General features: G+C 71.1%; 14 protein-coding genes. 13 read left to right on the forward strand and 1 reads right to left on the reverse strand.

Annotation, left to right across the window (positions count from 1 at the left end; translation table 11 throughout):
• Positions 1-142: 142 nt before the first annotated feature.
• Entirely contained in the window at positions 143-637 is a 495-nt protein-coding gene (locus tag ACFWTE_RS27235) for a transcriptional regulator (RefSeq protein WP_013154123.1), read from the reverse strand.
• A 499-nt stretch (positions 638-1,136) separates the two neighbouring features.
• Between ACFWTE_RS27235 and pyrR the strand changes: the two genes are divergently transcribed.
• The 13 genes from pyrR to metK all read left to right on the forward strand — a co-directional run bounded on the left by pyrR (position 1,137) and on the right by metK (position 16,843).
• On the forward strand, positions 1,137-1,820 hold the full coding sequence (gene pyrR / locus ACFWTE_RS27240) for a bifunctional pyr operon transcriptional regulator/uracil phosphoribosyltransferase PyrR (protein ID WP_378782770.1): 684 nt from the start codon (positions 1,137-1,139) through the stop codon (positions 1,818-1,820).
• The gene (locus tag ACFWTE_RS27245) at positions 1,820-2,728 is read left to right on the forward strand and encodes an aspartate carbamoyltransferase catalytic subunit (protein ID WP_378782771.1); all 909 of its coding nucleotides are present in this window, start codon (positions 1,820-1,822) and stop codon (positions 2,726-2,728) included. The genes pyrR and ACFWTE_RS27245 overlap by 1 nt, the downstream gene beginning before the upstream one ends.
• Positions 2,729-2,874: 146 nt before the next feature.
• Positions 2,875-4,176, forward strand: coding sequence for a dihydroorotase (locus ACFWTE_RS27250; protein ID WP_378782772.1), 1,302 nt, complete (start codon positions 2,875-2,877; stop codon positions 4,174-4,176).
• A 59-nt stretch (positions 4,177-4,235) separates the two neighbouring features.
• On the forward strand, positions 4,236-5,381 hold the full coding sequence (carA, locus tag ACFWTE_RS27255) for a glutamine-hydrolyzing carbamoyl-phosphate synthase small subunit (RefSeq protein ID WP_378782773.1): 1,146 nt from the start codon (positions 4,236-4,238) through the stop codon (positions 5,379-5,381).
• 16 nt (positions 5,382-5,397) lie between these two features.
• Positions 5,398-8,700: a carbamoyl-phosphate synthase large subunit gene (carB, locus tag ACFWTE_RS27260; RefSeq protein ID WP_378782774.1), complete on the forward strand. Its 3,303-nt coding sequence runs from the start codon at positions 5,398-5,400 to the stop codon at positions 8,698-8,700.
• A 273-nt stretch (positions 8,701-8,973) separates the two neighbouring features.
• The gene (locus ACFWTE_RS27265; protein WP_378782775.1) at positions 8,974-9,873 is read left to right on the forward strand and encodes a dihydroorotate dehydrogenase electron transfer subunit; all 900 of its coding nucleotides are present in this window, start codon (positions 8,974-8,976) and stop codon (positions 9,871-9,873) included.
• A 37-nt stretch (positions 9,874-9,910) separates the two neighbouring features.
• Positions 9,911-10,852 carry a dihydroorotate dehydrogenase gene (locus ACFWTE_RS27270; protein ID WP_378782776.1) on the forward strand — a complete coding sequence of 314 codons (942 nt, stop codon included), beginning with the start codon at positions 9,911-9,913 and terminating at the stop codon, positions 10,850-10,852.
• Positions 10,853-11,172: 320 nt separating this feature from the next.
• Positions 11,173-11,880, forward strand: a complete 708-nt coding sequence (gene pyrF, locus ACFWTE_RS27275) for an orotidine-5'-phosphate decarboxylase (protein WP_378782777.1) — start codon at positions 11,173-11,175, stop codon at positions 11,878-11,880.
• Between the two features lie 413 nt (positions 11,881-12,293).
• Positions 12,294-12,617 (forward strand): integration host factor, actinobacterial type, encoded by a 324-nt coding sequence (mihF, locus tag ACFWTE_RS27280; RefSeq protein WP_267948916.1) that lies wholly within the window; start codon positions 12,294-12,296, stop codon positions 12,615-12,617.
• 328 nt (positions 12,618-12,945) lie between these two features.
• On the forward strand, positions 12,946-13,533 hold the full coding sequence (gmk, locus tag ACFWTE_RS27285) for a guanylate kinase (protein ID WP_378782778.1): 588 nt from the start codon (positions 12,946-12,948) through the stop codon (positions 13,531-13,533).
• Between the two features lie 142 nt (positions 13,534-13,675).
• Positions 13,676-13,942, forward strand: a complete 267-nt coding sequence (rpoZ, locus tag ACFWTE_RS27290; RefSeq protein ID WP_378782779.1) for a DNA-directed RNA polymerase subunit omega — start codon at positions 13,676-13,678, stop codon at positions 13,940-13,942.
• Between the two features lie 220 nt (positions 13,943-14,162).
• Positions 14,163-15,353: a bifunctional phosphopantothenoylcysteine decarboxylase/phosphopantothenate--cysteine ligase CoaBC gene (coaBC, locus tag ACFWTE_RS27295; protein WP_378782781.1), complete on the forward strand. Its 1,191-nt coding sequence runs from the start codon at positions 14,163-14,165 to the stop codon at positions 15,351-15,353.
• A gap of 296 nt (positions 15,354-15,649) precedes the next feature.
• On the forward strand, positions 15,650-16,843 hold the full coding sequence (gene metK, locus ACFWTE_RS27300) for a methionine adenosyltransferase (protein WP_378782780.1): 1,194 nt from the start codon (positions 15,650-15,652) through the stop codon (positions 16,841-16,843).
• Positions 16,844-16,922: the final 79 nt, after the last annotated feature.

A 16,922-nucleotide genomic window follows, 5' to 3' on the forward strand; every position in this document is an offset into this window, starting at 1 on the left:
CAACGCATGGCCCGGCGGCTCGACGACCACCTACCCCAACGGGTTTCTAACACTCTGGGGGCCCCAATTTTACATCACCGGGCCCCCCGGGAGGGGCGCCGGTTCTCGTCGAGCGGGTGCGACCTCCGGGTTCCTGCGTCTCCTAGAAGGCGTCGACAGCGCGGCGCGCCTCCGGGTCCAGGACGCCCCAGTTGATCAGCTCCTCGGTGAGGTCGCCGGGCGACTTGTCGTAGATGACCGCGAGTGAACGCAGGTCCTCCTGGCGGATGGACAGCACGCGCCCGTTGTAGTCGCCGCGCTGGCTCTGGATGGTGGCGACGTAGCGGGAGAGGGGGCCTGCCTTCTCCTGGGGGAGCTGCTGCATGCGCTCCAGGTCGATCACCAGCTTGGGTGTCGGGCCCAGGGGGGTCGGCGCGGCGCCGCCCGGCAGCAGCTCCGACATGGGGACCCCGTAGAAGTCGGCCAGCTCGGCCAGCTTCTGGACGGTGACGGCGCGGTCGCCGCGCTCGTAGGAGCCGACCACGACGGCCTTCCAGCGTCCGTGGGACTTCTCTTCCACCCCGTGCAGGGACAGGCCCTGCTGGGTGCGGATGGCGCGCAGTCGCGCACCGAGGGACTTGGCGTATTCGGATGGCATGTTCTTGTCGCTCCCGGCCGTGACGGTGGCTGGCGAGGTGGGGGGACGTCCGCTCGTACTCGGCGAGCCGTCTGTACGGCTCAGCGGATGGTCACGGGGTGCAACCCCACCCGATAGTGGTTACAGACAGTGACGGTAGGGCGGTCTGCCCCCCAGGTCAAGCCGTTGGTGTGAAACGCGACTAATCGGTGGCCAAACCGTGCGTAAGTGAGACTCCTCTCATGTCCGGACGGATCGGGTCGAGTGGGTCACTGCGAAGGGCCACAAAGCCCGTTCCTGCAGGGAATTTCACCTTTCAACCATTCTGTGGTCGTATCCACTGAGTGGCGATATGGCTACTCTTGAGTGGTTGGGGACTCCCTCGCTGTGTGACGAGAGTCACATTCCATGCCTTCGGCCTCGGGCGGCCCCTCGGGGGGCCGCGATCGTCGCTGGTAGCGTGGGCCCGATCGACATCCTTTAACGACCTGTTCTGTGAGGCAGGGAAGGGGTCACCACTTTGCGTGTTCAAAAACCAACGAAAAGTGACGCCGGGGGCGACCCCGAGCCGTCCCCCGAGGCACACGAGGGCACCCGCGCCGTCCTCGACGGCAACGAGATCAACCGGGCGCTGACCCGCATCGCCCACGAGGTGCTCGAACGCACCAAGGGCGGTCAGGACGTCACCCTCCTGGGCATCCCCTCCCGCGGGGTCCCGCTCGCCCGGCGCCTGGCGCAGCGCATCGAACGCGTCGAGGACCTCTCCGTCCCCGTCGGCTCACTCGACATCACGATGTACCGCGACGACCTGCGCTCGGCTCCCGTGCGAGCCCTCGGCAGGACCGAGATCCCCAACGGCGGACTCGACGACCGCGTCATCGTCCTCGTGGACGACGTCCTCTTCTCCGGCCGCACCGTGCGCGCCGCCCTCGACGCCCTCGGCGACCTGGGAAGGCCCCGGGCGGTCCAGCTCGCCGTCCTCGTCGACCGGGGCCACCGCGAACTGCCCATCCGCGCCGACTACGTGGGCAAGAACCTGCCCACGTCCCTGCGTGAGAACGTCACCGTGCGCCTGGAGGAGACCGACGGGCACGACGCGGTGCTGCTCGGCCCCTCCCGCCCGGCATCCGCCACCGCCCGCGACGGAGCCCTCCGCCCCGGGGCCTTCGGACCGCGCCCCGGCACCACCGAGGAAAACGCCTGATGCGCCACCTGCTCTCCACCGGAGACCTCACCCTGGACGAGGCCACCCTCATCCTGGACACCGCCGCGGAGCTCGCCCAGGTCGGCGACCGCTCCGTCAAGAAGCTCCCCACACTGCGCGGACGCACCGTGGTCAACCTCTTCTACGAGGACTCCACGCGCACCCGCACCTCCTTCGAGCTCGCCGCCAAGCGCCTGTCCGCCGACGTCATCAACTTCTCGGCCAAGGGCTCCAGCGTCTCCAAGGGCGAGAGCCTCAAGGACACCGCGCTGACCCTCCAGGCCATGGGCGCCGACGCCGTCGTGATCCGCCACAGTGCCTCCGGCGCCGCCCACCGCCTCGCCAACTGGGTGGACGGCTCCGTCCTCAACGCGGGCGACGGCACCCACGAACACCCCACCCAGGCCCTGCTGGATGCGTACACGATGCGCGACCGGCTCGGGCGCCTGGACGGCCTGCGCGTGGCCATCGTCGGCGACATCCTGCACAGCCGCGTGGCCCGTTCCAACGTCCTGCTGCTCACCACCCTGGGCGCCCACGTCACCCTGGTCGCCCCGCCCACCCTGCTGCCCGTCTCGGTGCACACCTGGACGTGCGAGGTCTCCTACGACCTCGACGACGTCCTGCCCAAGTCCGACGTGGTGATGATGCTGCGCGTGCAGGCCGAGCGCATGCGCGACTCGTTCTTCCCGTCCGTGCGCGAGTACAGCCGCAACTACGGCCTGGACGGCGAACGCCTGGCCCGGATGCCCGAGAACGCCATCGTCATGCACCCCGGGCCGATGGTCCGCGGCATGGAGATCGCGGCCGAGGTCGCCGACTCTCCGCGGTGCACCGTCACCGAACAGGTCGCCAACGGCGTCAGCCTGCGCATGGCCGTCCTCTACCTGCTGCTCGGCGGCTCCTAGACCGCGCCCCGCCCCGGGGTCCTGAGCCCACAGGGCCGGGAACCCCCCCGGCGGAGCCCGAAACCGTCCCGCGCGGTGAGCGCCCGTCCCCCGGCGCCCGCGCCAACCACGCCTCCACCTGAGAACACGAGGAAGTCACCACCGCGATGCCCGACACCAACGGACCGCACCTGATCCGCGGCGCCCGCCCGCTCGGCGAAGACCCCGTCGACATCCTCATGGCCGACGGCCTGATCACCGCGATCGGCCCGGACCTGGACGCCCCCGAGGGCGCCGTCCTCGTCGACGCGACCGGCCTGATCGCCCTGCCCGGCCTGGTCGACCTGCACACCCACCTGCGCGAGCCCGGCCGCGAGGACGCGGAGACCGTCGCCTCCGGCTCCCGCTCCGCCGCGGCGGGCGGCTACACAGCCGTCCACGCCATGGCCAACACCGACCCCGTCGCCGACACCGCGGGCGTCGTCGAGCAGGTCTGGCGACTGGGCCGCGAGGCGGGGTACTGCGACGTGCGCCCCGTCGGGGCCGTCACCGTCGGACTGGCCGGGGAACAGCTCTCCGAGATCGGCGCGATGGCCGACTCGGCCGCCCGGGTGCGCGTCTTCTCCGACGACGGCATCTGCGTCTCCGACGCCCTGCTCATGCGCCGCGCCCTGGAGTACGTCAAGGCCTTCGACGGTGTCGTCGCCCAACACGCCCAGGAGCCCCGGCTCACCCAGGGCGCCCAGATGAACGAGGGCCGTGTCTCCGACCGGCTCGGCCTGCCCGGCTGGCCCGCCGTCGCGGAGGAGGCGATCATCGCCCGCGACTGCCTGCTCGCCCAGCACGTCGGCTCCCGCCTGCACGTGTGCCACGTCTCCACCAGGGGCTCGGTCGACATCATCCGCTGGGCCAAGGCCCGCGGCTGCGACGTGACCGCGGAGGTCACCCCCCACCACCTGCTCCTCACCGACGAGCTGGTGGAGAGCTACGACCCGATCTACAAGGTCAACCCGCCCCTGCGCACCGCGGAGGACGTGGAGGCCCTGCGCGAGGGCCTGGCCGACGGGACCATCGACATCGTCGCCACCGACCACGCGCCCCACCCCAGGGAGGCGAAGGAGACCGAGTGGTCGACCGCCGCAATGGGCATGGTCGGACTGGAGACCGCGTTGGCGGTCGTGCAGCGCACGATGGTCGACACCGGCCTGCTCACCTGGGCCCAGGTCGCCGACCGCATGTCCGCGGCACCGGCCCGCATCGGCCGCGTCGGAGGACACGGTCGCGACCTCGCGGTGGGGGAGCCCGCCAACGTCGTCCTGTACGACCCGGCCGACCCCGTCGCGGTGGACGGCGCGGCGATGGCGACCAAGAGCAGCAACACCCCCTTCCGGGGGATGACCCTGCCGGGCCGGGTCCGCGCCACGTTCCTGCGCGGCACCCCCACCGTCCTGGAAGGCAAGATCAAGTGAACACGGCAGTGACAGCAGCGAACGCCCAGGCCGGTCCTGGAGCGGCAGAGGGGGCAAACGTGTCCGAGGAAAACGGCGGGCCGGCGATCCTGGTACTCGAGGACGGCCGGGTGTTCCACGGCCGATCCTTCGGCGCCACCGGCGAGACCTTCGGCGAGGCCGTCTTCAACACCGGCATGACCGGGTACCAGGAGACGCTCACCGACCCGTCCTACCACCGGCAGATCGTGGTGATGACCGCCCCGCACATCGGCAACACCGGCGTCAACGACGACGACCCCGAGTCCGGCCGCATCTGGGTCGCCGGCTACGTCGTCCGCGAGCCCGCGCGCATCCCCTCCAACTGGAGGGCCCAGCGCACCCTGGACGAGGAGCTGCGCCGCCAGGGCGTGGTCGGCATCGCCCTCACCGGCACCCGCGCCCTCACCCGCCACCTGCGGGACCGGGGCGCCATGCGCGCCGCCGTCAGCACCGTCGAGACCGACCCGGAGGCGCTGCTCGCCCGCGTCCTGGAGCAGCCCCGCATGGCGGGAGCCGACCTGGCCGCCGAGGTCAGCACGGACGCCGCCTACGAGGTCCTGCCCCCCGAGGGCGTCCCGACCCGCTTCCACGTCGCCGCCGTCGACCTCGGCATCAAGGCCATGACCCCCCAGCGCCTCGCCGAGCGCGGCTGCCGGGTCACCGTCCTGCCCTCCTCGGCCACCGCCGAGGACATCCTCGCCCTGGCCCCGGACGGCGTCTTCTTCAGCAACGGCCCCGGCGACCCCGCCACCGCCGACGGCCCCGTCGAGGCCATGCGCGGCGTCCTGGACGCGGGCAAGCCGCTCTTCGGCATCTGCTTCGGCAACCAGATCCTGGGGCGCTCCCTGGGACTGGGCACCTACAAGCTGCCCTTCGGCCACCGCGGCATCAACCAGCCGGTGATCGACACCCGCACCAGCAAGGTCGCCATCACCAGCCAGAACCACGGCTTCGCCGTGGACGCACCGCTCGACACCCCCTTCGACACCCCCTACGGCCGGGCCGAGGTCAGCCACATCGGCCTCAACGACCAGGTCGTCGAGGGCCTGCGGCTGCTGGACCGACCCGTGTTCAGCGTCCAGTTCCACCCGGAGGCCGCCGCGGGCCCCCACGACGCCGCCGAGCTCTTCGACGAGTTCGTCACCCTGTTGTCCGACGCCCAGCCCGCTCCGGCTGCCAAGTAGTTAGAGGAACAAGAGCATGCCGCGCCGTAGTGATCTTTCATCCGTCCTCGTGGTCGGTTCCGGCCCGATCGTGATCGGGCAGGCGGCCGAGTTCGACTACTCGGGCACCCAGGCCTGCCGTGTTCTGCGGGCCGAGGGCCTGCGGGTCATCCTGGTCAACTCCAACCCGGCCACGATCATGACCGACCCCGAGATCGCCGACGCCACGTACGTCGAGCCGATCACCACCGAGATGATCGAGAAGATCATCGCCAAGGAGCGCCCCGACGCGCTCCTGCCCACCCTGGGCGGGCAGACCGCGCTCAACGCCGCCGTCTCCCTGCACGAGGCGGGCATCCTGGACAAGTACGGCGTCGAGCTCATCGGCGCCAACATCGACGCCATCCAGTCCGGCGAGGACCGCGAGAGCTTCAAGCGCATCGTCGAGCGCATCGGCGGCGAGTCCGCCCGCTCGCGCATCTGCCACACCCTCCAGGAGTGCCTGGACGCCGCCGAGGAGCTGAGCTACCCGGTCGTCGTGCGCCCCTCCTTCACCATGGGCGGCGCGGGATCCGGCTTCGCCCACAACGCGACCGAACTGCGCCGCATCGCCGGACAGGGCCTCACGCTCTCCCCGACCACCGAGGTGCTCCTGGAGGAGTCCATCCTCGGCTGGAAGGAGTACGAGCTCGAGCTGATGCGCGACACCAACGACAACGTCGTGGTGGTCTGCTCCATCGAGAACCTCGACCCCATGGGCGTGCACACCGGCGACTCGATCACCGTCGCCCCCGCCATGACCCTCACAGACCGCGAGTACCAGAAGCTCCGCGACATCGGCATCGCGGTCATCCGCGAGGTCGGGGTGGACACCGGCGGGTGCAACATCCAGTTCGCCGTCCACCCCACCACCGGCAGGGTCATCGTCATCGAGATGAACCCCCGGGTCTCGCGGTCCTCCGCCCTGGCCTCCAAGGCCACCGGCTTCCCGATCGCCAAGATCGCCGCCAAGCTCGCCGTCGGCTACACCCTCGACGAGATCCCCAACGACATCACCAAGGAGACCCCGGCCAGTTTCGAGCCCACGCTCGACTACGTGGTCGTCAAGGTCCCCCGGTTCGCCTTCGAGAAGTTCCCCGGCGCCGACCCCGGCCTCACCACCACGATGAAGTCGGTGGGCGAGGCCATGGCCATCGGCCGGTCCTTCCCCGAAGCCCTCCAGAAGGCCATGCGCTCCCTGGAGAAGGCCGGCGTGGGGCTGACCTGGGCGGGCCGCCCCGGCGACAAGGACGAGCTCCTCCGCCAGGCCGCGGTCCCCACCGAGCACCGGCTCCGCCAGGTCCAGCAGGCCTTCCGCGCCGGGGCCACCGTCGAGGAGATCCACGAGTCCACGAAGATCGACCCGTGGTTCCTGGACCAGATGCTCCGCCTGGAGGAGACGGCCCGCGTCCTCGCCGACGCGCCCAAGCTCGACGCCGACCTGCTCCGCGCCGCCAAGGGCCTCGGGTTCTCCGACGTCCAGATCGGTGAGATCACCGGCAGGAGCGAGGACGTCGTCCGCGAACTCCGCCACGCCCTCGGCATCCACCCCGTCTACCTGACCGTGGACACCTGCGCCGCCGAGTTCGCCGCCCGGACGCCGTACCTGTACTCCAGCTACGACGAGGAGACCGAGGTCCCCGGCGGCGACAAGCCCAAGATCATCATCCTGGGATCGGGGCCCAACCGCATCGGCCAGGGCGTCGAGTTCGACTACTCCTGCGTCCACGCCTCCTTCGCGCTCTCCGACGCGGGGTACGAGACCGTCATGGTCAACTGCAACCCCGAGACCGTCTCCACCGACTACGACACCAGCGACCGGCTCTACTTCGAGCCGCTCACCCTGGAGGACGTGCTGGAGGTCGTCCGCGCCGAACAGCTCACCGGCACGGTCACCGGGGTCATCGTCCAGCTGGGCGGCCAGACCCCGCTCGGGCTGGCCCGCCGCCTGAAGGAGAACGGGGTGCCCATCATCGGCACCAGCCCCGAGGCCATCGACCTGGCCGAGGACCGCGGCGAGTTCGGCAAGGTCCTGGCCGACGCCGGACTGCCCGCGCCCAAGTACGGCACCGCCTACTCCTTCGCCGAGGCCAAGTCCGCGGCGGACGAGATCGGCTACCCCGTCATGGTCCGCCCCTCCTACGTGCTGGGCGGCCGGGGCATGGAGATCGTCTACAGCGAGACGATGCTCGCCGACTACATCAAGCGCAACGCCCAGGTCAGCCCCGAGCACCCGGTGCTCATCGACCGCTTCCTGGACGACGCCATCGAGATCGACGTCGACGCGATCTATGACGGAACCGACCTGTACCTGGGCGGCATCATGGAGCACATCGAGGAGGCCGGCATCCACTCCGGCGACTCCGCGTGCACCCTGCCCTCGATCACCCTGGGCCGGGAGGACATCGAGCGCATCCGCTACTCCACCGAGGCGATCGCCCGCGGCACCGGTGTACGCGGCCTGATCAACGTCCAGTACGCGCTCGCCTCCGGCGTGCTCAACGTGCTGGAGGCCAACCCGCGCGCCTCCCGCACCGTGCCGTTCGTGTCCAAGGCCACCGCGGTGCCGCTCGCCAAGGCCGCCGCCCGGGTCATGGCCGGCACGTCCATCGCGGACCTGCGCGCCGAGGGCATGCTGCCCGCCACCGGCGACGGCGGAGACCTGCCCGCCGACGCCCCGGTGTCGGTCAAGGAGGCCGTGCTGCCCTTCAACCGGTTCATCGACAAGGAGGGCGAGGGCGTCGACACCATCCTCGGCCCCGAGATGCGCTCCACCGGCGAGGTCATGGGTCTGGACGTCGAGTTCGGCGCCGCCTACGCCAAGTCGCAGCTGGCCGTCAACGGCTCCCTGCCCACCCAGGGCACGGTGTTCGTGTCCGTGGCCAACCGCGACAAGCGCTCGATGATCTTCCCGGTCAAGCGGCTCGCGGACCTCGGCTTCGAGATCCTCGCGACCGAGGGCACCGCCGTGGTGCTGCGCCGCAACGGCGTGCGCGCCACCGTTGTGCGCAAGCACAGCGAGGGCCCCGGCCCCAACGGGGAGCGCACCATCGTGCAGCTCATCCACGACGGAGGCGTCGACCTCATCGTCAACACCCCGTTCGGCAGTGCCGGGCAGGCCGGGCCCCGTCTGGACGGCTACGAGATCCGCACCGCCGCCGTGGTGCGCGGCGTGCTGAGCGTCACCACCGTGCAGGGCCTCGCCGCGGCCGTACAGGCGATCGAGGCACGGGTGCGCGGCGACATCGGGGTGCGCTCCCTCCAGGAGCACGCACGGGCCCTCGACGCGAGCCGGGGCTAGACCGGTACGCCGGCCCGTCCGCGCCTTTGGACGGGCCGGCCCCGGAGTCCCCTCGACCACGCCCCGGGTCCTCCCGGCCCCGGCGGCGCGCGCCGCCGGATCCGGGGCCGGTACCACGTCACGGGGGCGGGGCGGTGGGCGCGGAGCGGGGCACGCCCACCGAACGGCCTAGGCTGTAGGGACAGGGCCGCTCCGCCTCCGGGCGGGGCCGGCAGCAGTGCGCGAGCGCCGCGGCGCCCGCGCCCCCGAGGTGAGAGAGGCTTCCCCGACACCATGAGCGACACCGGACCGGTGCAGGTCAGATGCCCCGTGCTGAACGTGCGCAGGGTGGACGCCTACTACGCCATCACCGTCGTCGCCCCGGGGATAGCCGAGCGGTTCCGCTCGGGCCAGTTCGTGTCGGTGGCGATCGGTGGAGACCACTCCAGCACACTGCTGCGCCGCCCCTTCGCCATCCACGACGTCAAACCCGACTACGGCGGCACCGTCGAGTTCCTGTTCTCCGTGCGCGGCACCGGCACCGCCTGGCTGGCCGAGCGCAGGACGCGCGACCTGCTGGACGTGGTGGGCCCCCTGGGCCGGCCGTTCCCGCTGCCCCGAGAACCCGTCAACTGCGTGCTCGTGGGAGGCGGATCGGGCAGCGCCCCGCTGTTCCCGCTCGCCCAGTCGCTGCGCAGGCGCGGCTGCCGGGTGGACTTCGTGCTCGGCGCGGCCTCGTCCGACCGGGTGTTCAGCGCCATCACGGCCCGCCGCATCGCCGAGACCGCGGCCTTCACCACCGACGACGGCTCGTTCGGCACCAGGGGCCGGGTCACCGACGTCCTGGGCCGCGTGATCGAGGAGTGCCGGTCCGACGCCGTGTACGCCTGCGGCCCCATGCCCATGCTGCGCGCCGTCACCGCCGTGGCGGGCAGCCACGGCGTCCCCGTCCAGGTGGCGGTGGAGGAGACCATGGCCTGCGGCACGGGGATCTGCATGACCTGCGTGATCCCCGTGATCGGGGGGGACGGCATCACGCGTATGGTGCGCTCCTGCGTGGACGGCCCGGTCTTCCGCGGCGAGCAGGTGCGCTTCGACGACGTGGGGACCATCCCCTTCGACGCCCTGGGCGCACCGGGGTGGAAGGGCTCCAGCGCCGCCCGCACCGCCGAGTCGGCACGCGACATCGCCTGACCCGGGCGGCGACACACACACGACCGAGCGAAGGCACGTGAACGCAGACCTCAGGACCCGGGTGGGCGGCATGGACCTGCCCAACCCCGTGGTGACCGCCGCCGGATGCGCCGGCTCCGGCCGTGAACTGTCCCAGTTCTTCGACATCGCGTCGATCGGCGCGGTGACGACCAAGTCGGTGATGCTGGAGCCCCACGCGGGGCGGCCCGCTCCCCGTATGGCCGAGACACCCAGCGGCATGCTCAGCACCACGGGCATGCAGGGCCCGGGGGTGGACGTGTTCCTCCAACGGGACCTGCCCTGGCTGCTGTCCCGCGGCGGCCGGGCCATCGTGTCCATCGCGGGCGCGGGGGTGGGCGAGTTCGGTGAGCTCGCCAGGCGGATATCCGCAGCCGACGGCGTCGGCGCCATCGAGGTGAACCTCTCCTGCCCCGACCCGGCGGCCCCGTCCGGGCACCGCTTCGCCGACGACGCCGCCCACGCGGCGGCGGTGGTGCAGACGGTGCGCTCGCACGCCCGTTCGGACCTGCCGGTGTTCGCCAAACTGGCCGCCGACGTCCCCGACGTGGTGGAGCTGGCGGCCGCGTGCGTGGAGGCGCGTGCGGACGGCCTGTCCATGATCAACACCGTGCGCGGCATGGCGGTGGACCCCCGCACCCTGCGGCCCGCGGTGGCCGGGGGGATGGGCGGGCTCTCCGGTCCGGCGATCAAGCCGCTCGCGGTGGGGTGCGTCTACCGCGTGCACGAGGCGCTGCCCGGCGTGCCCCTCATCGGGATGGGCGGGGTCCGCACGGGCACCGACGTCCTGGAGTTCATGGCGGCCGGGGCGAGTGCCGTGGCGGTCGGTACGACCAACTTCTCCGACCCGTCGGCATGCCGACGGGTGCTCAGGGAGTTCAGCGAGGCCCTGGAGGCGCGGGGCTACGCGAGGGCCTCGGACGTGGTGGGCGCGGCCCACCGCCAGGGGGCCGGGGCGTGACAGGCCGGGTACACGACACACCAGGGCCCTGACCGGCCTGAACGGCGTTGAGATGGCGCTGTGCGACCAAACGGGCGCGTCCTGGAGTGACACGGCGTCACTGGGGGGAGCGTCCGGCTACGGCCGCCTGGATGGCCGTTACGGGGAAGTGACACGGAATGGGCGCATGAAGCGACTCATCCGGGGAATCGCACACCTTGATGGTGTGCACAGGACAGTGAGCGTGCATCGGCCGATGCTTCGGTAAGCACATCGGTAAGCACGTACGGATGTTGCACTCACCGGTACGGAACCGGTGGCACACGATTGGAGACACCGACATGACCGCGCCTTCCGCGCCCATCGCCGTCGCGATCGACGCCAGGGACATCGAGACGGCTGCCACCTGGGCCTCGGCCGTCGCACCCCACGTGAGCACGGTCAAAGTGGGACTGGAGCTGTACCTGCGCTACGGCCCGGAGGTGGTCAGCGCGGTGCGCGGGGCCAACCGGGTGGGGGTCTTCCTCGACCTCAAGCTCCACGACATCCCGGCCACGGTCGAGGGCGCCGCGCGCAGCGTCGCCGGGCTGCGGCCGGCCATCCTCACCGTGCACGCCTCCGGGGGAGCGGACATGATCCGCGCGGCCGCGGAGGCGGCGCCGGACACCAGGATCGCGGCGGTGACGGTGCTCACGTCCATGGACGAGGCGGACCTGGAGCAGGTGGGACTGCTCGGTCCGGCCCGCGACGCGGTCCGGCGCCTGTCGGTGCTGGCGGTGGGGGCCGGCGCACGCGCTCTGGTGTGCTCGCCCCAGGAGGTGGCCCTGGTCCGCTCCGAGGTGGGGCCGGACATCACCCTCATCACACCGGGCGTGCGGCCGGCGGGGGCGGACAGGGGCGACCAGTCGCGCGTCGCGACACCGGAGGAGGCGATCCGGGCGGGGGCGGACCTGTTGGTCATCGGCCGTCCCATCACGCGCGCCGCCGACCCCGGGGCCGCGGCCGCCTCCGTGGCGGCCGCCGTGCGGCGCGCCGGGGCACGCGTCTAGGAGGGTGGACGAACGAAACCGCGGTGCCCGGAAGCCCCTTCCGCGGTGGCGCCGCGAGCGGGACGAGGGGATCGAAGGATCCCGGGGACGAACCAACGAAGCGAGCTCATCACGCGCGGTTATGGATCACTGACGGTCACCAATTAGGTGTGTCCGAAACTCGGAACGGACTGCCCAGAGTGACCCGGGTCACCCCTCTGTGACCTGCGCTGGTGAAGCGCTTTATGCTCGGCACAATCGGGACCAAGGTCCTGCCTTTCGTCTCCGACCGCAATTGAGTGGTAACCCTATGTAGTTAGTTCGATGAAATAGCCGCTGAAAGGGCACTTTACGTTGCCTAACAGGGGTCAGACCTACTAACTTGCGCAGGCGTCCGCCCTCTACAAACGAGTAGAAATCCGAGGTGACCCGGCGTGGCCCTTCCTCCCCTCACACCTGAACAGCGCACCGCGGCTCTGGAGAAGGCCGCTAAGGCCAGAAAAGAGCGCGCGGAGGTCAAGAACAAGCTGAAGAACGGCGGCATCTCGCTGTCCGAGGTGCTTGCCAACGGCCTCAAGGACGACGTCATCGGCAAGATGAAGGTTTCGGCTCTGCTGGAATCCCTCCCCGGTGTCGGCAAGGTCCGTGCGAAGCAGATCATGGAGCGGCTCAACATCGCTGAGTCGCGCCGCGTTCGCGGCCTGGGAACCAACCAGCGCGCGGCCCTTGAGGCCGAGTTCGGTGACCTCACCAAGTAACACCCGGTAGGAGCAGTACCGCAGTACAGAGCAGTACACCGGCCCGTCCGCGTCCCCCACAGTCGCGGCGGAGAGCGCGCCGCACCAGCGGCCGACTCACGGTGAAGCCACATCGCGAGCCGCGGTCGGTGGACGGATGACCCCAGGTCACAACCGTCCGTCGCACCGCGGCTCGGTGGTATAAATGAACCTTCCCGCGACCGTTCGCGGACACCCCGCACAGCAGCCGCCCGCACGGTGGCGCGCCCGGACCCACCAGGTCCCGCAGCGCGCACGAAGGCCTCCGGCCCCGCGGCGGACAGGCCCCGAAGGGAAGCCCCGAACACACATGCCTGAGCTCGCATCCGAGTCCCGTCCGGCCGAGAAGCGGTTGATCGTCCTGTCCGGCCCCTCGGGTGTGGGGAAGAGCACCGTGGTCGCCAACCTTCGGCACGAACACCCCGACGTGTGGCTCTCGGTGTCGGTGACCACCCGCGCACCCCGCCCCGGTGAGCGGGACGGCGTCCAGTACCACTTCGTCACCGACGAGGAGTTCGACCTCCTCGTCGCCGAGGACGAGCTCCTGGAGTGGGCCCGCTTCGCCGGCAACCGCTACGGAACCCCGCGCGGCCCCGTCCAGGCCCGCCTCACCGCCGGAGCCCCCGTGCTGCTGGAGATCGAACTCCAGGGCGCGCGACAGATCCGCGAGTCCATGCCCGACGCCTACCACGTCTTCCTCGCCCCGCCCTCCTGGGAGGAGCTCGTGCGCCGCCTGACCGGGCGGGGCACCGAGTCCGACGACGTCATCCAGCGACGGCTGGAGGTCGCCAAGGTCGAGCTCGCCGCGGAGAAGGAGTTCGACACCACGCTCGTCAACACCTCCGTGCGGGAAGTCTGCTCCGAGCTGCTAGCGTTGATCAACGCGCCCAAGGTGTGATAGCGGCGGGGCCCACGGCCCCGGCCGCCCGCGTCCGCCCGTGCCGGGGATCAGCCCGGCCGCGCCGCGTATCCTCGAACCCGTCCCGAACGATCACGTCACGGCTTCCGACGAGCCGGAGACCTACCCTGGGGGTAACGAAGTGGCTGGTACCGAGCCCGTCGCCGAAGGCATCACCAACCCGCCCATCGACGACCTGCTTCAGCTCGTCGACAGCAAGTACAGCCTGGTCACCATGGCCTCCAAGCGGGCCCGCCAGATCAACGCCTACTACGCCCAGCTCGGCGAGGGCCTCCTGGAGTACGTCGGCCCGCTGGTCGAGACCCAGGTGCAGGAGAAGTCCCTGTCCATCGCCCTGCGCGAGGTCAAGTCCGGGCTGCTCACCGCCGAGCCCTTCGAGGGCACCTGATCCACGCCTCCGCCGCGGACGCCCCGGGTCACGGGTCGGCCGGAGCGGCGGAACCCGGCGCGCCCCGCGCGCCGACGAGGCCCGTACGCAGCCCTCCACCGCCCCGACGGGCGTGCGGAGGGCGCGGGTGTCCGCGGGGCCGGCGCGCCCCTCGTGTGAGCCGGCGGGACCGGGCCTGGTAGAACTCCTTTCTGTGAGTGAGACACAGAGAGTTCCCCGGGTGGTCCTCGGCGTCGGCGGCGGCATCGCCGCCTACAAGGTGTGCGAGCTGCTCCGCCTCCTGACAGAGTCCGGCCACCGCGTCCGGGTCGTGCCCACCGCCGAAGCTCTCCGCTTCGTCGGCGAGCCCACCTGGGCGGCCCTGTCCGGGCAGCCCGTCACCACGGGGGTGTGGGACGGGGTCGAGGAGGTCCCGCACGTGCGCATCGGCAAGGAGGCCGACCTCGTGTTCGTCGCCCCCGCCACCGCCAACCTCCTCGCCAGAGCCGCCGCGGGCCTGGCGGACGACCTCCTCACCAACACGCTGCTCACCGCGCGCTGTCCCGTGGTCTTCGCCCCCGCGATGCACACCGAGATGTGGGAGCACCCCGCCACCCGGGCGAACGTGGCCACCCTGCGCGCTCGCGGCGCCGTCGTCCTCGACCCGGCCGTGGGGCGCCTCACCGGAGCCGACACCGGACGCGGGCGGCTCCCGGAGCCCTCCGAGCTGTTCGAGGCCGCACGGCTGGTCCTGCGCCGCGGAGCCGCAGCCCCCGACCTGGCCGGCCGACGCGTCGTCGTCTCCGCCGGGGGCACCCGGGAGGCCATCGACCCGGTCCGGTTCCTCGGCAACCACTCCTCCGGCAAACAGGGGTACGCCCTGGCCCGCACCGCCGCGGCGCGCGGCGCCGACGTCACGCTCGTCGCCGCCAACGTCGCCCTCCCCGACCCCGCAGGGGTCCGCGTCGTGCCGGTCGGCTCGGCCGTCGAACTCGCCGAGGCCGTGGAGGCCGAGAGGCGCGGCGCCGACGCGGTCGTCATGAGCGCGGCCGTGGCCGACTTCAGGCCCGTCAGGAGCGCGGCCTCCAAGATCAAGAAGTCCGGCGCGGCCCCCGAACCCATCGCGCTGGTCGAGAACCCGGACATCCTCGCGGGCCTCGTGGCCTCCCGCGAGGCCGAGGCGCCGGGACAGACCATCGTCGGTTTCGCCGCCGAGACCGACGACGTCGTCGCCAACGGCCGTGCGAAGCTGGAGAGGAAGGGCTGCGACCTCCTCGTGGTCAACCAGGTCGGGGGAGGGCGCGCGTTCGGCACCGAGGACAACCAGGCCGTGGTCCTCGGTGCGGACGGCTCGACCACGGACATCCCGACCGGGCCCAAGGACGACCTCGCCGACCGGGTGTGGGACCTGGTCGTCGAACGCCTCTCCTGAGTAGCTGTCCTCCGCCTCCCGCGACCCCGCCCACATGCGGTACGGGTGCCCGCGTCCGAACCACGACGGTGCCAGGACTGGATTCCTACCGCTGAGTACGCCACACTTCCAACGGGAACCCGTGCCGACACGTGACGAATGACGTTTCCGGCACCGGGACGCCTGTCCCACCAGTCCAGTTACAGTGGACGGATAACCAACCGAGTCGGTCGGCATTGGTCGCCCCGGCAGGCCGCCGGAGCGCAGTCCCGCACCGACACATGTCAGCCAGCAGCCGCTGCAAGGAGTCACGCAACGTGTCCCGCCGCCTTTTCACCTCCGAGTCGGTCACCGAAGGCCATCCCGACAAGATGGCCGACCAGATCAGTGACGCGATCCTCGACGCGATGCTCACCCACGACCCGCGCAGCCGGGTCGCCGTCGAGACGCTGATCACCACCGGTCAGGTCCACATCGCGGGTGAGGTCACCACCCAGACCTACGTCGACATCCCCGCCATCGTGCGCGAGAAGATCCTCCAGATCGGATACGACTCCTCCGCCAAGGGGTTCGACGGTGACTCCTGCGGGGTCAACGTCTCCATCGACGCCCAGTCCCCGGACATCGCCCAGGGTGTCGACACCGCCTATGAGGCGCGCGTCGAGAACGAGGACGACGTCCTGAACCGCCAGGGCGCCGGCGACCAGGGCCTGATGTTCGGCTACGCCAACCGGGAGACCCCCGAGCTGATGCCGCTGCCGATCAAGCTGGCGCACTCGCTCTCGGAGCGTCTGGCCGAGGTCCGCCGCAACGGCACCGTGCCCTACCTGCGCCCCGACGGCAAGACCCAGGTCACGGTCGAGTACGACGGCCAGACCCCGGTCCGCCTCGACACCGTCGTGGTCTCCAGCCAGCACGCCGCGGACATCAACCTGGAGGAGATGCTCTCCCCGGACATCCGCGAGCACGTGATCGAGCCGGTCGTGGCCGCCTTCGGTCTGGAGTCCGACAACTACCGGCTGCTCGTCAACCCGACCGGCCGCTTCGAGATCGGCGGCCCCATGGGTGACGCCGGCCTCACCGGGCGCAAGATCATCGTGGACACCTACGGTGGCTACGCCCGCCACGGCGGCGGCGCCTTCTCCGGCAAGGACCCGTCCAAGGTGGACCGCTCGGGCGCCTACGCCACCCGGTGGGTCGCCAAGAACATCGTCGCCGCGGAGCTCGCCGAGCGTGCCGAGGTCCAGGTCGCCTACGCCATCGGCAAGGCGCACCCGGTCGGTGTGTTCATCGAGACCTTCGGTACCGAGAAGGTCGCCCCGGAGCTGATCGAGAAGGCCGTCAAGGAGGTCTTCGACCTCCGCCCGGCCGCCATCGTGCGCGATCTGGACCTGCTGCGCCCGATCTACTCCAGGACGGCCGCCTACGGCCACTTCGGCCGTGAGCTGCCCGAGTTCACCTGGGAGAGCACCGAACGAGCCGCCGCGCTGCGGTCGTTCGTGGGCATCTGAGCCCCGGAGCTCCGGGCATGCGCTCCGCGAGGAGCTCGTCGGTGACGGCGTCGCAACCTGTCGCCGCGGTGTGCACGTC

The sequence above is a fragment of the Nocardiopsis sp. NPDC058631 genome (assembly GCF_042716955.1).
Lineage (GTDB): Bacteria > Actinomycetota > Actinomycetes > Streptosporangiales > Streptosporangiaceae > Nocardiopsis.